This is a genomic window from Pseudomonas sp. 1152_12, from assembly GCF_052850675.1.
Map to the genome: position 1 here is coordinate 368,478 of NZ_VXCW01000006.1, position 15,853 is coordinate 384,330.

General features: G+C 60.7%; 15 protein-coding genes. 7 read left to right on the forward strand and 8 right to left on the reverse strand.

What is annotated here, in order from left to right; all coding sequences use genetic code 11:
• Positions 1-59 precede the first annotated feature (59 nt).
• Positions 60-2,396: a TonB-dependent Fe(3+) dicitrate receptor FecA gene (gene fecA / locus FW764_RS14165; protein WP_446434447.1), complete on the forward strand. Its 2,337-nt coding sequence runs from the start codon at positions 60-62 to the stop codon at positions 2,394-2,396.
• Here fecA and FW764_RS14170 read toward each other — a convergent pair.
• Entirely contained in the window at positions 2,393-3,265 is an 873-nt protein-coding gene (locus FW764_RS14170; protein ID WP_446434448.1) for a LysR family transcriptional regulator, read from the reverse strand. The two genes, fecA and FW764_RS14170, sit on opposite strands and share 4 nt — an antisense overlap.
• Before the next feature lie 106 nt (positions 3,266-3,371).
• Here FW764_RS14170 and FW764_RS14175 point away from each other — a divergent pair, with 106 nt between their 5' ends.
• On the forward strand, positions 3,372-4,880 hold the full coding sequence (locus FW764_RS14175) for an MFS transporter (RefSeq protein WP_446434449.1): 1,509 nt from the start codon (positions 3,372-3,374) through the stop codon (positions 4,878-4,880).
• A 59-nt stretch (positions 4,881-4,939) separates the two neighbouring features.
• On the opposite strand, the gene FW764_RS14180 is transcribed toward FW764_RS14175, so the two are convergent.
• Entirely contained in the window at positions 4,940-5,350 is a 411-nt protein-coding gene (locus FW764_RS14180; protein ID WP_106579487.1) for an HPF/RaiA family ribosome-associated protein, read from the reverse strand.
• A 213-nt stretch (positions 5,351-5,563) separates the two neighbouring features.
• Positions 5,564-6,511, reverse strand: a complete 948-nt coding sequence (locus tag FW764_RS14185; protein WP_446434450.1) for a LysR substrate-binding domain-containing protein — start codon at positions 6,509-6,511, stop codon at positions 5,564-5,566.
• 137 nt (positions 6,512-6,648) lie between these two features.
• Between FW764_RS14185 and FW764_RS14190 the strand changes: the two genes are divergently transcribed.
• The 3 genes from FW764_RS14190 to FW764_RS14200 all read left to right on the forward strand — a co-directional run bounded on the left by FW764_RS14190 (position 6,649) and on the right by FW764_RS14200 (position 9,975).
• On the forward strand, positions 6,649-8,025 hold the full coding sequence (locus FW764_RS14190; RefSeq protein WP_446434451.1) for an L-serine ammonia-lyase: 1,377 nt from the start codon (positions 6,649-6,651) through the stop codon (positions 8,023-8,025).
• Positions 8,026-8,087: 62 nt separating this feature from the next.
• A complete protein-coding gene (locus FW764_RS14195) occupies positions 8,088-9,374 on the forward strand; it encodes a serine/threonine transporter (RefSeq protein WP_446434452.1) in 1,287 nt (428 codons plus the stop codon).
• Between the two features lie 286 nt (positions 9,375-9,660).
• Positions 9,661-9,975, forward strand: coding sequence for a DUF3509 domain-containing protein (locus FW764_RS14200; RefSeq protein ID WP_446434453.1), 315 nt, complete (start codon positions 9,661-9,663; stop codon positions 9,973-9,975).
• On the opposite strand, the gene FW764_RS14205 is transcribed toward FW764_RS14200, so the two are convergent.
• Both FW764_RS14205 and FW764_RS14210 read right to left on the reverse strand, forming a co-directional pair.
• Entirely contained in the window at positions 9,972-10,460 is a 489-nt protein-coding gene (locus FW764_RS14205) for a phosphate-starvation-inducible protein PsiE (RefSeq protein ID WP_446434454.1), read from the reverse strand. The genes FW764_RS14200 and FW764_RS14205 overlap by 4 nt on opposite strands.
• A gap of 284 nt (positions 10,461-10,744) precedes the next feature.
• Positions 10,745-11,005 (reverse strand): DUF6124 family protein, encoded by a 261-nt coding sequence (locus FW764_RS14210; protein WP_446434455.1) that lies wholly within the window; start codon positions 11,003-11,005, stop codon positions 10,745-10,747.
• 273 nt (positions 11,006-11,278) lie between these two features.
• On the opposite strand from FW764_RS14210, the gene FW764_RS14215 reads away from it, so the two are divergent.
• Positions 11,279-11,539, forward strand: a complete 261-nt coding sequence (locus FW764_RS14215; protein WP_016974596.1) for a YebG family protein — start codon at positions 11,279-11,281, stop codon at positions 11,537-11,539.
• A 55-nt stretch (positions 11,540-11,594) separates the two neighbouring features.
• Here FW764_RS14215 and FW764_RS14220 read toward each other — a convergent pair whose 3' ends face one another.
• Positions 11,595-12,614, reverse strand: a complete 1,020-nt coding sequence (locus FW764_RS14220) for a Glu/Leu/Phe/Val dehydrogenase dimerization domain-containing protein (protein ID WP_446434456.1) — start codon at positions 12,612-12,614, stop codon at positions 11,595-11,597.
• A 187-nt stretch (positions 12,615-12,801) separates the two neighbouring features.
• Between FW764_RS14220 and FW764_RS14225 the strand changes: the two genes are divergently transcribed.
• Positions 12,802-13,605: a SirB1 family protein gene (locus tag FW764_RS14225; protein ID WP_446434457.1), complete on the forward strand. Its 804-nt coding sequence runs from the start codon at positions 12,802-12,804 to the stop codon at positions 13,603-13,605.
• 93 nt (positions 13,606-13,698) lie between these two features.
• On the opposite strand, the gene FW764_RS14230 is transcribed toward FW764_RS14225, so the two are convergent.
• Both FW764_RS14230 and maiA read right to left on the reverse strand, forming a co-directional pair.
• Positions 13,699-15,069 (reverse strand): MFS transporter, encoded by a 1,371-nt coding sequence (locus FW764_RS14230; protein ID WP_446434458.1) that lies wholly within the window; start codon positions 15,067-15,069, stop codon positions 13,699-13,701.
• A gap of 135 nt (positions 15,070-15,204) precedes the next feature.
• Positions 15,205-15,849 (reverse strand): maleylacetoacetate isomerase, encoded by a 645-nt coding sequence (gene maiA / locus FW764_RS14235; RefSeq protein ID WP_446434459.1) that lies wholly within the window; start codon positions 15,847-15,849, stop codon positions 15,205-15,207.
• Positions 15,850-15,853 lie beyond the last annotated feature (4 nt).

Sequence of the window (15,853 nt, forward strand, 5' to 3'; positions counted from 1 at the left end):
CACCTCGCGTGACAGAGAAGGAAAGCCACCTTGATCCTTCCTTCTCAGGACCGCCCTTCATGCCCCAGCAACCGACGCTCCTCGCCCGTACCTTGCGCCAACTCCTACTGGGCGCCAGCCTCAGCCTTACCGCGCTGGCACCTGTCATGGCCGCCGATGCCAAGCCGTATCACATCGCCCCGGCGTCGCTGGAAGCGGCATTGAATCAATTTGGCCGCGAAGCCGGCGTGCTGATTTCCTTTGGCTCCGAGGTTACAGCGGGTATGCAAAGCCGTGGTTTGTCGGGCAGCTATAGCGCCGACGATGGCCTGCAAAAACTGCTCGAAGGCACCGGCCTGCACGCCCGCGCCGAGGGCGAGAACGCCTACAGTTTGCAGCAGGCCAGCGCCCCTGCCACCCTCCAATTGCAAACCTCAAACGTGGTCGGCGACTGGCTCGGCGATGCCGCGCAAACCAACGTGTTCGAACACCCCGGCGCGCGTGATGTGATCCGCCGCGAAGAGTTCGAGCGCCAGGGCGCAACCCAGGCACGTGACGTGCTCAACCGTATCCCCGGCGTCAACGCCCCGGAAAACAACGGCACCGGCAGCCATGACATGGCGCTCAACTTCGGCATTCGCGGGCTCAACCCCCGCCTGGCTTCGCGCTCCACCGTACTGATGGACGGCATCCCGGTGCCCTTCGCGCCTTATGGCCAGCCACAACTGTCGTTCGCGCCGATCAGCATGGGCAACATGGACGCTGTGGACGTGGTACGCGGCGGCGGCGCGGTGCGTTACGGCCCGCAAAACGTCGGCGGCATCGTCAACTTCGTGACCCGCGCGATTCCGGATGCACCGACGGTCAAAGGCGGTTTGCAGACCGAGACCAGCCCGTCCTCCCGCCATGATGGCTTCAAGACCACCGGCAATTTGCTGGCAGGCGGCACGGCCGACAATGGCCTCGGCGGCGCGATCCTGTACGCCGGCACCCGTGGCGGCGACTGGCGCGAAAACAGCAACGCGCGCATCGACGACTTGATCCTCAAAGGCAAATACCAGCTGGACGACGCCAACAGCTTCAACGCCATGGCGCAGTACTACGAAGGCCAGGCCGATATGCCCGGTGGTTTGAATGTGAGGGACTACAAGGCCGACCCGTATCAGTCCACGCGCCCCTACGACAAATTCTGGGGCCGCCGTACGATGTTCAACGCCGGTTACCGCTACCAGGAAGACCGCCGCGAATTCACCGCCAACACCTTCTTCACCACCACGTTGCGTAATGGCTACCTGGACCAGGGCAGCTTCCTTTCGCTGTCGCCGCGCGAGTACTGGGTACGCGGCCTGGAAACTCGCTTCGCTCAGGGCTTCGACCTCGGCCCGACCAGCCACGAGGTCGGCGTCGGCTACCGCTATATCAACGAAGCCGGCCACGAGTTGCGCTACCGCACGCCGATCAGCGCCAACCAGCAACTGCCCGACACCAACAGCCGCAACGACCGCGATACGCGTGGCGCCACTGAAGCCAATGCGTTTTTCGTCGATGACCGCATCGATATCGGCAAGTGGACCATCACCCCAGGCATTCGCTACGAGATGATCGAGTCCCAACAAACCAACAACCTGACCAACGTGAAGTACAAGGGCGACTACAACACCGCGCTGCCGGCGTTGAACGTGCTTTACCACCTCACCGAAGACTGGAACCTCTACGCCAACACCGAAGGCTCGTTCGGCAGCGTGCAGTACAGTCAGATGCCGAACCGCGTTAGCAGCGGCGAAGTGAAGCCGGAGAAAGCCCGCACCTGGGAACTCGGCACGCGCTACGACAACGGCACCCTGCGTGCGGAAATCGGCGCGTTCCTGATCAACTTCGACAACCAGTACGACAGCAACCAGACCAACGATTCGGTGATTGCCCGTGGCGAGACTCGCCACCAGGGTATCGAGTCGAGCATCAACTACGCCCTCGACGGCTTGAGCCCGGAGCTGGCCGGGTTTGATGTGTACGCCACCTACGCCTACGTCGACGCAACCATCCGCGAAGACGGCTCGAACAAAGGCAATCGCGTGCCCTTCTCGTCCAAGCACAAAGGCACCCTGGGCGTCGGTTACACCGAAGGCCGCTGGAAGCTCAACCTGGACAGCAGCTACCAGAGCAGCCAGTTCGCCGACAACGCCAACACCCAGGCGGAAACGGCCGACGGTGCCAATGGACGCATCCCCGGCTACATGCTGTTCAGCAGCCGCGCAGCGTATGACTTCGGCCCACAACTGTCGGATTTGAACGTGGCGGTCGGTGTAAAAAACATCCTCAACAAGCAGTACTACACGCGCTCGTTCGACGATAACAACAAGGGCAAATATGTGGGTGAACCGCGCACGGTGTACGTGCAAACGTCCATCGCGTTCTAACTGCCTGCCAGGCAACTGGGCGTTGCCGCGACTAGAGCATCGATGGCACAGCGCGTCTTGGCCGGCATATGCGCGGCCGTGGGCCAAATCACATGGATCGGCGCCGGCTGGTCGCGGTAACTCGGCAGCAGCGCTTCCAATTGGCCGCGCAGCACATAGTGCGCAATCAACCAGCTCGGCAACCAGGCCAAGCCCACGCCCGCAATAGCGGCATCGGCCACGGCCTGAAGGTCATCCAGCACCAAAGGCGATGGCACACCCGAATGCTGTGAGGTATTGCGCCGGTAGGCAATGCCTCGGTGACCCGCGAGGTCATCGATACACTCAATCCGCCCCACGCGTTGCAAGTACGCCGGTGACGCAGCCAGGCCCACGGACTGTTCGCCCAAGCGGCGTGCGCTCAAGCGGTCGGTATCCGGCAGCGGGCCGATGCGCACGGCAACGTCGAAGCCTTCCTGCGCCAAGTCTATCAGCCGGTCAGAGAACGAAATCTCGATTTCCAATTGCGGGTAACGGTCCATCAAGCCCCACAAAGCAGGCGCCGCATAGTGGTGACCGAACGCCAGCGGCAGGCTCGCTCTTAGCCGCCCGCGCGGCTGTTGTCGACCACTTTCCAGTACCGATTCGGCGGCCTCCAACTCTGCCAGCGCACGCAGGCAGTGCTCGTAATACGCCTGCCCATCCTCGGTCAGATGCTGGCGGCGGGTAGAGCGCTGCAACAGGCAGGTGCCCAAGCGTGCTTCTAGCCGCGCCAAGCCTTTGCCTACGGCAGAACGCGTGAGGTTCAGCCGCTCGGCGGCCTCGGTCAGGTTGCCGCTCTCGACGATTTGCAGAAAGAGCTCAACGCCATCAAAACGCGGGGTGGCCATGATTCTATTGTCGCCCTTGATTCCCTTATTAACGGAAAACTTATCACGAATCAGGAATCCTGTTCTCGCGAGAATAGTGCCCTCACCTGACCGTAAGGAATCCCCCATGTTGCCTGCCGCCGTATCGGCCATCAGCGCACCGCGCACCGCCAGAGATGGCCTTGCGCTCACCGCCGTCTGCCTCGTAGCCCTGATGTTCGGCCTGGAAATCTCCAGCGTGCCGGTGATCCTGCCAACCCTGGAACAACAGCTGGGCACGGGTTTCCAGGATGCGCAATGGATTATGAATGCTTACACCTTGGCCTGCACCAGCGTGTTGATGGCGGCCGGCACGCTGGCCGATCGCTTTGGGCGGCGACGCATGCTGGTACTGTGCTTGTGGCTGTTTGGCTTGGCCTCGCTGGCCTGCGGGCTGGCGAACGACGCCTCCACGCTGATCGCCGCGCGGTTTATCCAGGGCGTGGGCGCCGGGGCAATGATGATTTGCCAGTTCGCGATTCTTTCGCATCAGTTCCGCGAGCCGGCGGCGCGAGCGCGTGCCTTCGCGATATGGGGCGTGATCGCTGGCGTGGGCCTGGGCTTCGGGCCGATGGTAGGCGCGCTGATTTTGGCAGTCGCGGACTGGCGCTGGGTGTTCCTGGTGCATGTGCCGCTGACCTTGCTGACACTGGTGCTGCTGCGCATCAGCGTGCAGGAGTCCCGTGACCCGGCCGGTCATCGCCTCGACATCGCTGGCATGCTGACGCTGACGCTGTCGGTGTTCGCTTCTGTTTACTTCATCACCCAGGGCAGCGAGAACGGCTTTGGCACGCCGGCCATGCTTGGCTGGGCAGGCTTGTCGCTGGCCGGGCTGCTGTTATTCATCACTGTCGAGCGACGCAGCGCGCACCCGATGTTCGATGTCTCAGTGTTCCGCATCCAGCGCTTCAACGGTGCGCTGATGGGCTCGATCGGCATGAACTTCAGCTTCTGGCCGTTCATGATTTACCTGCCGCTGTACTTCCAAGCGGGCCTGGGCTACGACACGCTGACCACCGGCGGCGCCCTGCTCGCCTACACCTTGCCGACCTTATTGGTGCCGCCGCTGGCCGAACGTCTGGCCCTGCGCTACGGCGCCGAGCGCATCATTCCTTTGGGGCTGTGCATGACGGGCGCGGGGTTTATCGCCATGGCCGCGGCCAATGCCGCCGAGCACCCGAGTATTGTGCTGGTGCTGGGCAGTTGCGTGATGACCGGCGTGGGGTTGGCGCTGACTAATTCGCCCACCACCAACACCACCACCGCCTCAGTTTCAGCCGACCGCGCGGGCATGGCCTCGGGCATAGACCTCAGCGCCAGGCTGATCACCCTGGCGCTCAACATCGCGCTGATGGGCCTGGTGCTGTTGCTGGGGATCAGCCATCACCTCTGCGGTGTACTGCCCGCCAGCTCGGCACTGGATTGGCCCGCCATCAGCCAAAACATTGCGACCGGCAAGCTGGACACACTAGGCTTGGCCCGCGCAGATGCCCAGGCGGCCCTGCGCCACGGCGCCGGTTGGACGATGCTCTTTGCGGGCTTCGGTGCCGGCGGGTTGGCGATGCTGAGCGGGTATTTCTTCCGACGTGGCAGGTAATCGAAAACGGGCCTGCAGATGCAGGCCCGTTTTGTTAGGGTTGAAAAAACAGTCAGCTATCAGCCGTTAAGCGCAGCCTGTTCGTTTTCCAGAAATTCCTCTTCGAGTTCGGCCTCGTCGGCCTTGGTATCAGGCAGTGCTTGCCCGGCGGCGCGTGGTTTGCCGCGTAACTTACCGTACAGATGCTCCAGCGCATGCTCAAGCTTCGTGGCAGCGCCATCAATCGCCTGTTCCAAGGTGTCGGCCTTATGCAGTACCGACAGCGGTTGATGGCCTTTTGGCCGCGCTTCCAGGCGGCAACTTAAATCGTGGGGACCGGGCTTATCGCCATTCTCATCCTTCAGGTAGACCTCGACGCGGGTCAGGTCTTCTTCGTAACGTTCGAGCGTGCTCTCAATGGTAGTACGTACCCACTCCTCCAGTCGGATGCTGCTTTCAATATGGTTATCGCTATTGACTTGGATTTGCATAGTTCTTCCCTTATTTCAGCTAGCTCGCGGGAGGTCACAAACTGCAACACCGGGGTGGTGAAACCATGACCTCTTGTTTACACAATTGAGCAGTCAGAAGAACATTTCAAGCCCTTTGCAAAGATAAATCCCACTTTACAAATTAAGCCTGACGACGAGCAAGATCACTGTTAGGGTGGGGAGTTAGTTACATCTTCTTACGCCCAGCGAACCTCATAATTGCCCCTCTCCCAACGGGTGCAATCCGCGAAAAATCCCCGCTTCCTCTACCAGCCAGTCATGCACCGCGCGTACGCCCGGATGATTCAGCGCGCCCGGCGCATACAGCAACACATAGCGTTTATGGTTCGGCACGCCCAGGCCGAACGGCACGATCAAGGTACCGCGCTCCAACTCATCGTTGAGCAACGTGCGCCGGGCGATGGCCACGCCCATGCCGGCGATGGCGGCTTCGATCGTCAGGTGGTTGCGGTTAAAGGTGTGGCCGCGCCGTACGTCGGCGTGGTGATAGCCGATGGCGTTCAGATAAAACTCCCACTCGGCGTATTCATAACTCCCACGCCAGGCAGTGATGTCGTGCAGCAGCGGAAAATGCGCCAGGTCGGCCGGGCCATGCAGCGGCGGGCGACCGCGCAATAGGCTGGGGGCACACACCGGAAAAATCTGCTCATCGAGCAGGGCGGTGGATAACAGGCCGGGGTAGCTGCCGTCATTGAGGTCGATAGCCAAGTCGAAGTCACCTTCGTGCAGCGCGATGCTGCTGTCTTCGGCGACCATGCGCAGTTGGATATCCGGAAAGCGTTGCTGCAACCGCGGCAAACGCGGGGTCAGCCATTTACCGAGAAACGACGGGATTGAGCGTAGGCGCAACGTGCCACTGATCATCCCCGCGTCCAGCCGCTGCAACTCCGCATCGATGCTGCCGTAAGCCTCCCCCACCGTCGCCGCCAGCCGTTGCCCCTCGGCACTCAGCTCCACACCGCGCGCGCGCCGATGGAACAGCCGAAACCCCAAACGTTCCTCCAACTGGCGGATTTGCTGGCTCACCGCCCCCGGCGTGATGTGCAGTTCTTCGGCGCAGCGGGTGAACGATAAATGCCGCGCAGCGCAGGAAAAAACGTGCAGCCAGACGTAGGTCTGGCCATGAAGGGGCCGGGTCATAGCGTTTAGTCCTGCTAAAGGGTGTCTTAGGATAATTCGTTGGTCAGTGCCGATCTAGAGGCTCAGTATCGCGCCAATTCCGCCTGCTCTACAAAACATGGCAGCGATTTCTACTCCATTGCTTGTAAGGCTTTAGCATGGCTATCAGTGTTTTCGACCTATTCAAAGTGGGCATCGGCCCTTCCAGCTCCCATACCGTCGGCCCAATGCGGGCGGCAGCGACCTTTGCCCAAGTACTCGCCGACCAAGATTTACTGCGTCATACGCGCCGTGTCGAGGTGCGCCTGTACGGCTCGCTGTCTGCCACCGGCGTCGGCCATGCCACCGACCGCGCCTGCGTGATGGGCTTGATGGGGGAATGGCCGGACAAGGTCGACCCCACCTCGATCAATGCACGTATCCAGCAACTGCGCGAAACCGGCCAATTGTTACTCGCAGGTACACAGGAAATTGCCTTCAACTGGCACAAAGACCTCCTGCTGCTGGACGAAAGCCTGCCCTACCACCCCAACGCCATGTCCCTGCACGCCTATGGCGACAATGGGTTGCTGAGCGAACAAACCTATTACTCGGTAGGCGGCGGTTTCATCATCGAGTCGGCCGAAGCTGCTTCCGGTATCGCACCTACCAGCGATGTTGAATTGCCCTACGAATTTTCCAGCGCCGTCGAACTACTGGCCTTGTGCAACAAGCACGGCTTGCGGGTTTCCGAGCTGATGATGGCCAACGAACGCGCGTGGCGTAGCGACGAAGACATCCGTAGCGGGCTGCTGCACATCTGGTCGGTGATGCGCGAATGCGTGGAGCAAGGCTTGCGTGATGAAGGCATTCTGCCAGGAGGCCTGGATGTGCCACGCCGTGCAGCGAAACTGCACCGCAGCCTACTGGAAATCGGCAAACCCAACGTGATCACCTCGACCTTGTCGGCGATGGAATGGGTCAACCTGTTCGCCCTCGCCGTCAACGAGGAAAACGCCGCCGGTGGGCGCATGGTAACCGCACCCACCAATGGTGCGGCAGGCATCATCCCGGCGGTGCTGCATTACTACATGAAGTTCAACCCGGACGCGTCTGACGACGACGTGGTCAATTTCTTCCTCGCCGCTGCCGCTGTCGGCATCCTCTGCAAGAAAAACGCCTCGATCTCCGGCGCCGAAGTTGGCTGCCAGGGCGAAGTGGGTTCCGCCTGCGCCATGGCCGCCGCCGGCCTGGCTGACATCCTCGGCGCCACCCCGGAACAACTGGAAAATGCCGCCGAAATCGGCCTGGAACACAACCTCGGCCTGACCTGCGACCCGGTCGGTGGCCTGGTGCAAGTGCCGTGCATCGAGCGCAACGCCATCGCCGCCGTCAAAGCCATCAACGCCACACAAATGGCCCTGCGCGGTGACGGCAAACACTTCATTTCCCTCGACCGGGTGATCCGCACCATGCGCGATACCGGCGCCGATATGCATGACAAATACAAAGAAACTTCACGGGGCGGCCTGGCGGTCAGCTGGGTGGAGTGCTGATCGGAGCACTTTTACCCGCCCCATACGTGAGCCCGCGCAAAAATAATAACGAGGCAATACCGATGACCGATGTACGTACACCTGCTGCCGAAAATCCTGCTTCAGAGACCTCCGTTACAAATGGCTGGACCAAACACGACACCACCTGGATGCTGGGCCTCTACGGCACCGCCATCGGCGCAGGCACCTTGTTCCTGCCAATCAATGCCGGCGTCGGCGGCTTCTGGCCACTGATTGTGCTGGCGTTGCTGGCCTTCCCGATGACCTTCTTCGCGCACCGTGGGCTGACGCGCTTTGTGTTGTCAGGCAAATCCGGCGATATCACTGACGTGGTCGAAGAACACTTCGGCGTCGGTGCCGGCAAACTGATCACCCTGCTGTATTTCTTCGCCATCTTCCCGATTCTGCTGGTGTACAGCGTGGCACTGACCAACACCCTGAGCAGCTTCATAGAGCACCAACTGCACATGGCCCCGCCGCCCAGGGCGATCCTGTCGCTGGTGCTGATCCTCGGCCTGATGGCCATTGTGCGCTGCGGCCAGGGCGTGATCGTCAAGGCCATGAGCGTGTTGGTGTACCCGTTCGTCGCCGCCCTGCTATTGCTGGCCGTCAGCCTGATCCCCAACTGGAACGGCGCCTTCTTCGCCTCCGCCAGCGAAGGCATGCCGCTGCCGGCTTTCTTCAAGACCTTGTGGCTAGCTATCCCGGTGATGGTGTTTTCGTTCAACCACTCGCCGATCATCTCCGCGTTCGCCGTCGACCAGAAGCGTGTGTATGGCACACAGGCAGAACGCAAAAGCAGCGGCATCCTCGCCACTGCCCACGGCATGATGGTGCTGACCGTCATGTTTTTCTGCTTCAGCTGCGTGCTGGCGCTGTCGCCAGCTGATCTGGCGGCTGCCAAGGCGCAGAACATTTCGATCCTGTCGTACCTGGCTAACCACTTCCAGACCCCGGTGATCGCCTACGCCGCTCCGTTGATCGCGCTGGTGGCAATTACCAAATCCTTCCTCGGCCACTACATCGGTGCCAGCGAAGGTTTTCAGGGGTTGATCGTAAAATCCCTGCGTGGGCGTAACCGCTCAATGTCGTCCAAAGGGCTGGAACGCTGCACCGCGTTGTTAATGGTGCTGACCTGCTGGGCAGTGGCCACCTTCAACCCAAGCATCCTGGGCATGATCGAAACCCTAGGCGGGCCGATCATTGCGTGCCTGCTGTTCCTGATGCCCATGTATGCGATTCGCCGCGTGCCCTCTTTGCGTCAGTATTCGGGGCAGGTGTCGAATATATTTGTGGTGGTGATCGGGCTGATTGCGCTGTCTGCGATCGTTTTCTCTGTGTTGCCCTGAAATAGCCCACAGCACAAATCCAATGTGGGAGCGGACTTGCCCGCGCCAGTGGTCTGTCAGCCAGAAATTATTAAGCTGATCCACCGCAATCGCGGGCAAGCCTGCTCCCACAGGGGTTAGAAACAGTCAGATAGGTCGCCATACGGCACGCCCTTTGCTGTACAGCCTACGAGGCAAACGGACTTTGTGAACCCTCAGCGACGGAGTGGCCGGTGGTCAGGTAACGCGAACTAAACCCGACACCGGTCGTCAATGACTGCATGTTCTTATCAGGCGGTAACGCACCATGGACAATCCTTTTCAGATCATCACCGACACCTTCACCCCACAATACCGCGTCAACCTGAGCATCCAGCGGCTGGATGGCAGCATCATGCTCACCCTCTCCAATGAGGAGGGCGTGGTCGCCAAACGCATGATCAGCGCAGAACAGCGCAACGACCCGCAACGGCTCAAACGGCTGGTGCAAAGCATTCAATTTGGCATCGCCATCGAGCAGGGCCATAGCGCCATGGAGATCCTGACGATGATGACGGACGGCGACCATAAACTTCTGCAGCGACCGCCCGCCAACACCCTGCCCTTCAGCGTCGGGCTTTAAAGCTCGCCCTTCTCGGTTTCCAGGCTCACCTCGCCTTTGCGACGCGGGCCTTCAACCTTCACCGACGGAAACGCCGACGAGGCGTAGCGCACCACCAGAATCGAGAACGCCAACAGCAGAATGCCGCCGCACAGGTAGATGATGCCGATGTCAGGCGGGTTGTGGTGCGATACGTTGGAAATCAGCAGGCGCGTCAGCGCAGTGATTGCCACATAGATCAGGAAGCGCACCGGCATGTGGTTGGTCTTGAAGTAAATCCCGACCATCGCGCCCAGTTCCAGGTAGATGAACAGCAGCAAGATGTCATCAATCTTGATGTGCCCGGTCTCCAGCATCCCCAGAAACTCCATCACCGCTGCCCAGGCGGTCACCGCACCAATGGCGAACAGCGCCAGGTAATGGAACGTCTCGACAAACAAATTGCCCAGCGACTCGGCCAGCCCATGGACTTGCTGGCGCAGCTTTTCGGCCCAGTTGATTTTCACGATGATGCTTCCTTAGGTCGGCTCGACCGGATAATGCGGGTTGGACGTGACGGTTGTTCTGCATGCAGAAAAAAGGCCAGAGGCCGGTATAAGATGATGGCGACGTGACGTGAGGCACAGGGTGACAACACAACTTGCTCCCGTTGGGCCGGGCTGACGCTCCAGCGCGTAGCGCCCCTAAAACCTGCAAATGGGTTTTAACTGGAAGAATACGTTCGCCTGAATTGGGGCTGCTTCGCAGCCCAACGCGAGCAAGCTCGCTCGCCACAGTTACGCGCTTTGCCTCAGGCGGGTGCGACTTGCTCCAGCGCTCGGTCGACTAATAAGCCGCCCATTTCTACCAGTTGGTGAATCGCCAAGACCAGGCTTCGCTGCGGGCCTTCAAGGTCGAATGCCAGCATATTGGCCATTTCACGGGCGCTGCTTAGGGTTTCGCTGGCGTTTGCCAGAAGGGTTTCTGTGTCCACTGTAGGTGTGACGCTGAATAGCGTGACGGGCGGCTCGGAATTCAAGGCATCGGCGGTACGGTGAGTATTGTTTGGCATAGTGCGGCTCCGGTATTAATCAAGAAAGCTCTCCTTCTTCATGTTCGAGCCGCCAAGCTCGGCCCCGCGATGCAGGCCCGGAGAAGGTAAGCCAGGGTAGGATTACTCGGCAACCTCAGCGTGTTGTCAGAAATTTCCGTTCTAGCAAACCCCTATTTCCCAGCTACATTAAAAAACTGCTACCCAAACCCCATGGTTTGGCTTACTATTTTAGCTGTATATAAATACAGTATTCGCAAAAGACAACTATCGTGAAGGCATGTGAGGTGGTGAATGGCCGTCGAAGTGGTATACCGCAGCAGCCGAGATCTGGAGCGTTTGTTCATGGATAAAGCCGAAGCTGACCGTCATGACAAGATGCTTGAACTCGCTGAGTTGCTGGCAGAAGTGTTGCAAAAAGCCGTGCCGTCCCTGAGCGAACAGCAGGTGGAGGAAGCCGGGATCTACATGGCGAAGAACCGCGATGTATTTGCCAAGGCGTTCAAGAGCCAGCCGGACGCGCTGTCCGAGTTGCTGAACCCAACGGCCGAGTAAAGCCCGAATTGAACAGGCCCTGAATCATTGATTCAGGGCCTTTTTAATGCCTGCGCTACGGGTAGAGCAGGCGTTCAGCCAGCTCATCCGCCACCCGTGCGGGCGAGCGTTTTTCGGCTTGAGCGTGGGCGAAAATTTCCGTCAGCCGCGTGCCGATGTTCGACAGGTGCGCGGTGATGCCTGGCAGCTCGGTGCCGCTGTGCTTGAGGGCGACGTAGATCAGGCCGCCGGAGTTGATCACATAGTCCGGCGCGTAGAGGATGCCGCGCCCTTCCAATTGGTCGGCGATGTCCAGGTTGGTCAGTTGCGCGCTGGCGGCACCGGCCACGGCGGCGCAGCGCAGTTGGCCGACGCTGAGTCGATTGAACACGGCGCCGACGCCGCAAGGCGCGAGGATGTCACAGGGCGTGCTGAGCAAGGCGTCGTTGGCGATGGGGTGCGCGCCGAGTTGTTCCATGGCCAGTTGTACCTTGCCGTGGTCGATGTCGCTGACCAGCAGTTCGGCGCCCGCGGCGTGCAGTTGTTCGGCCAGGGCGTAACCCACATTGCCCAGGCCCTGGACGGCTACGCGCAAGCCCTCGAGGTTGTCGCTGCCCAGACGGGCCATGGCGGCGGCGCGGATGCCGGTGAACACGCCCATGGCGGCATGCGGCGCGGGGTCGCCGGCGGCGGTGGTGCTGGTAACGAAGCGGGTGTACTGGGCGATGCAGTCCATGTCGGCCACCGACGTGCCGCTGTCGATCGAGGTAATGAAGCGCCCGTCGAGTTTTTCAATGCAGCGCCCGAAGGCTTCGAACAGCGCTGCGCGGCTTTCCACGTGCACGGGCCGGATGATCACGGCAGTGCCGCCACCCACCGGCAAACCGGCCAGGGCGGCTTTGTAGCTCATGCCTTGGGCCAGGCGCGCAGCATCGGCCACGGCACTTAAATCGTCGGGGTAAGAGAGGTAACGACAGCCGCCTAAAGCGGGGCCCAAGCGGCTGTTATGGATGGCGATGATCGCCTTCAGCCCGGTCACCGGGTCGACGCTCAGGTGCAGCGATTCAAGGCGGGTGCTGTGCATGAGCGCAAACATCGTCAAGCTCCCGAATCACTTCTGGTAGAGGCCCAAGTATAGGCTCATGGTTGAAATCTGCCGAAATACGCTGGAATAAGCCGAGCGATTTCGTAGGCCGTACGACATAAGCAAACAGGATATTTCTTAAGTCACTGGACGAAAATTCACAGCAAGGCTAAAACGGGGGCATCCGCCGGAGAACGCAATGAATCCCCGCAAAGCATTTTTCGCCTGCCTGGACCGTTCACCCGCTGCGCTGTTTGAAGCCGCGCTGTGGATGGCGGCCGAGCACGACCCGGCCGTGCAGCCGCAGGTGATCCTGCAAGATCTTGCGTTACTGCAACAACAGATCAGCGTAGGTATGCCCCTGTTGCCGGCGGATGAACTCGGCCAGCCGCTGTTGCGGCGTATGAATGACCTGGGGTTCGCCCAGGACGACTTCACCCCCCTGCGCCCTGCCGCCGCCCTGCTCGACAAGGTGCTGCAGCGCAAACGCGGGCAGCCGCTGGCGATGGGGCTGATCGCGCTGGAGCTGGCGCGACGCCTGAATATCCCCATGGTCGGCGTGAACTTTCCGGGCCATTTTCTGCTACGCGTGCCCGGCGCCGATCACCTGCTGGACCCGTGCGGCGGGCGGCGTCTGTACCCCAATGATTGCCGCGAGTTGCTGCATCGTCAGTACGGGCCAAATCTCAAGTTACAGGCCGACCACTTGGTCACCGCCGAACCGCGCTCGATCCTGCAACGGCTGTCACGCAACCTGCGCCAGTTACATCTCTCCAACGATAACCCGTTGGCCGCGCTGATCGACGCCGAACGCGTACTGGAGCTGGGCAATGCCAGCGCGGCCGACTACCTGGCACGGGCCAGTTTGTATCAACGCCTGGATTGCCCCAGCGCCGAGCGCTATGACCTGGAGCACGCCTTGTTACTCAGCGAAGACCCGATCCAGCGCCTGCGCCTGACCGAGCGGCTGGGGCACCTGCCGCCCAACTCAGTGGTGCATTAATGGGGTGGGAGCTGGCTTGCCTGCGATGGCGGTGAGTCAGCCATACAATGGCTATCGCAGGCAAGCCAGTTCCCACATTTGATTCGCGTTGAGTCAGTGATTGGCCGGCGCTTTGAGAATATCGCTGTGCAACGGCTCCTTCGGCGCAGTGGATCCAGGCGAACGCACTTGAATGATCAACAACGCGGCAATCACAGCCGGAATCGCGCAGAAGAAGAAAATCTGCTGCACCGGAATATGCATCGCCAGCAGCATGCTGCCAAACAACGGCCCCAAAATTGAACCGAATCGCCCCACTCCGAGCGCCCAGCCAGTGCCAGTGGCACGTACGTGCGCCGGGTAGAAATTACTGGCGAACGCATTGAGGGTCAGTTGGCCGCCGATGATGCAGAACCCGGCGGCGAACACACACGCCACCAGATAGCGCGGATTATCGTGGTTCAAGCCGAGCAGAACGGTGCACACCGCAGCCGCCGCCAACACACCGGACAATAGCCGCACTTTGCTTTTCAGGCGGTCGGCGAACCACGCCATGCCGATGGCGCCCAAGGTGCCAGCAAACAGGAACATCGACGTCACCAGGTTGGCTTGCTTCAATTGCAGGCCACTTTCCAGCAGCAACGACGGCAACCAACTGATCATGAAATACAGCAGGATCAGGCTGACAAAAAAGGTCGCCCAGATCAGCATGGTCGGGCGCGCGTAACCGTTACGAAACAGCTCCACCACCGTGAGTTTGCTGCCTTGTTCCTGGCGGCTTTCAGCCTCACTGGCCAGCGGCGGCTGCCAGTCGGGCAGCATGCGCGCCGTAACCTTTTGCAACCGCGCATACGGCGATGCATCGCGCAGCAAACGCGGCAGGGATTCAGGCAGCAGCCAGACCAGGAAAGGAAACAACAGCAACGGCGTCACACCGCCTGCCAGGAACACCGCCTGCCAGCCGTAGCCTTCGATAAATCCCGCCGCCACAAATCCGCCCGCCGCACCACCGAACGAGAAACCGCAGGCTGCCAACGTCACCATCAAGGTACGCATGCGTGGCGGCGAATACTCCGACATCAATGCCATCGCACTGGGCATGGCGCCGCCCATGCCGATGCCGCAGATAAACCGCGCGGCCATCAGCGTGGTCAGGGAATTGGCGAATACCATCAACACCGTAAGGCTGGCGTAGATCAGCACGCAGGCCAGCAGGATGCGGCGCACGCCAAAGCGATCCGCCAGCGGCGTCACCAGCAATGAGCCCAGCGTCAGGCCGAGCAGGTTGGCACTGAACACGGGGCCAAACGCGGCTTTTTCCAGGCCCCAATCCTTGGCCAACGCCGGCACCACATACCCCAGCACCTGGGCATCGTAGCCGTCGGTCACCAGCAGCAGCGCCAACAACAGGAGGATCAACCACTGATAGCGCGACACCGGGCGGGCGTCGAGTGCCGCGCGAAAGCTGGCAATCTGATTGTGCATCGCAAGGTACCTGTTTTATTTTTATGGGGTGACGCAAATCCAATCTGTGAGGGGGCTTGCTCCCGATAGCAGTTTGTCAGCGATGATTGTGTCGGCTGACCCACGCAATCGGGAGCAAGCGCCTCTCACATTGATTTAGGGTGTGTCTGGTGTATCCGGTTGGTTAGCCGGATGCGCCTGCACAAACGCCGGATGCTGCGCCGCCAGGGCCGCCACGCGGCCAATACGCGGGTACGCCGCCAGCGGCACGTTGAAACGCTCCGCCGCGTACAGCTGCGGAATCAGAAACGCATCCGCCAGCCCCGGTTGTTGGCCAAAGCAAAAGCCTGTATCGCCAATCAACTGCTCCACTGCGGCCAAGCCCTGGCTGATCCAATGCCCGATCCACTCGAGCAATTGCGCCTCATCATGCCCCCACTTGCGCAGCAAGTTCTGAGTGCTGGAATTGTGCAGCGGGTGAATATCGCAGCCGATGATCGAGGCCACCGCACGCTCATGGGCACGGGTCGCCAGGTCGTTGGAAAGCAGCGGCACCTGTGGGTAACGTTCGTCCAGGTACTCGATGATCGCTGGCGACTGAATCAACAGCTCGCCGTCATCGGTACGCAACGCCGGCACACGGCCCTGTGGGTTAATCGCCAGGTATTCAGGCTGGCGATTAGCGCCGCCCGGCGGCACCAGCAGGTTGACCGGCACGGCAGTGAAGTCCAACCCCTTGAGCGCCAGCGCGATACGTACCCGGTATGACGAAGTGGAGCGGTAGTAAGTGTAGAGTTCCATCGCC

Excerpts from the sequence above, each read along its gene's own strand:
- FW764_RS14175 (WP_446434449.1), top strand. The coding sequence starts at position 3,372 with ATGTTGCCTGCCGCCGTATCGGCCATCAGCGCACCGCGCACCGCCAGA.
- FW764_RS14210 (WP_446434455.1), bottom strand. The coding sequence starts at position 11,005 with ATGCCAAACAATACTCACCGTACCGCCGATGCCTTGAATTCCGAGCCG.
- FW764_RS14215 (WP_016974596.1), top strand. The coding sequence starts at position 11,279 with ATGGCCGTCGAAGTGGTATACCGCAGCAGCCGAGATCTGGAGCGTTTG.
- FW764_RS14225 (WP_446434457.1), top strand. The coding sequence starts at position 12,802 with ATGAATCCCCGCAAAGCATTTTTCGCCTGCCTGGACCGTTCACCCGCT.
- FW764_RS14195 (WP_446434452.1), top strand. The coding sequence starts at position 8,088 with ATGACCGATGTACGTACACCTGCTGCCGAAAATCCTGCTTCAGAGACC.
- FW764_RS14200 (WP_446434453.1), top strand. The coding sequence starts at position 9,661 with ATGGACAATCCTTTTCAGATCATCACCGACACCTTCACCCCACAATAC.
- maiA (WP_446434459.1), bottom strand. The coding sequence starts at position 15,849 with ATGGAACTCTACACTTACTACCGCTCCACTTCGTCATACCGGGTACGT.
- FW764_RS14190 (WP_446434451.1), top strand. The coding sequence starts at position 6,649 with ATGGCTATCAGTGTTTTCGACCTATTCAAAGTGGGCATCGGCCCTTCC.
- FW764_RS14185 (WP_446434450.1), bottom strand. The coding sequence starts at position 6,511 with ATGACCCGGCCCCTTCATGGCCAGACCTACGTCTGGCTGCACGTTTTT.
- FW764_RS14170 (WP_446434448.1), bottom strand. The coding sequence starts at position 3,265 with ATGGCCACCCCGCGTTTTGATGGCGTTGAGCTCTTTCTGCAAATCGTC.
- FW764_RS14220 (WP_446434456.1), bottom strand. The coding sequence starts at position 12,614 with ATGTTTGCGCTCATGCACAGCACCCGCCTTGAATCGCTGCACCTGAGC.
- FW764_RS14180 (WP_106579487.1), bottom strand. The coding sequence starts at position 5,350 with ATGCAAATCCAAGTCAATAGCGATAACCATATTGAAAGCAGCATCCGA.
- FW764_RS14230 (WP_446434458.1), bottom strand. The coding sequence starts at position 15,069 with ATGCACAATCAGATTGCCAGCTTTCGCGCGGCACTCGACGCCCGCCCG.
- fecA (WP_446434447.1), top strand. The coding sequence starts at position 60 with ATGCCCCAGCAACCGACGCTCCTCGCCCGTACCTTGCGCCAACTCCTA.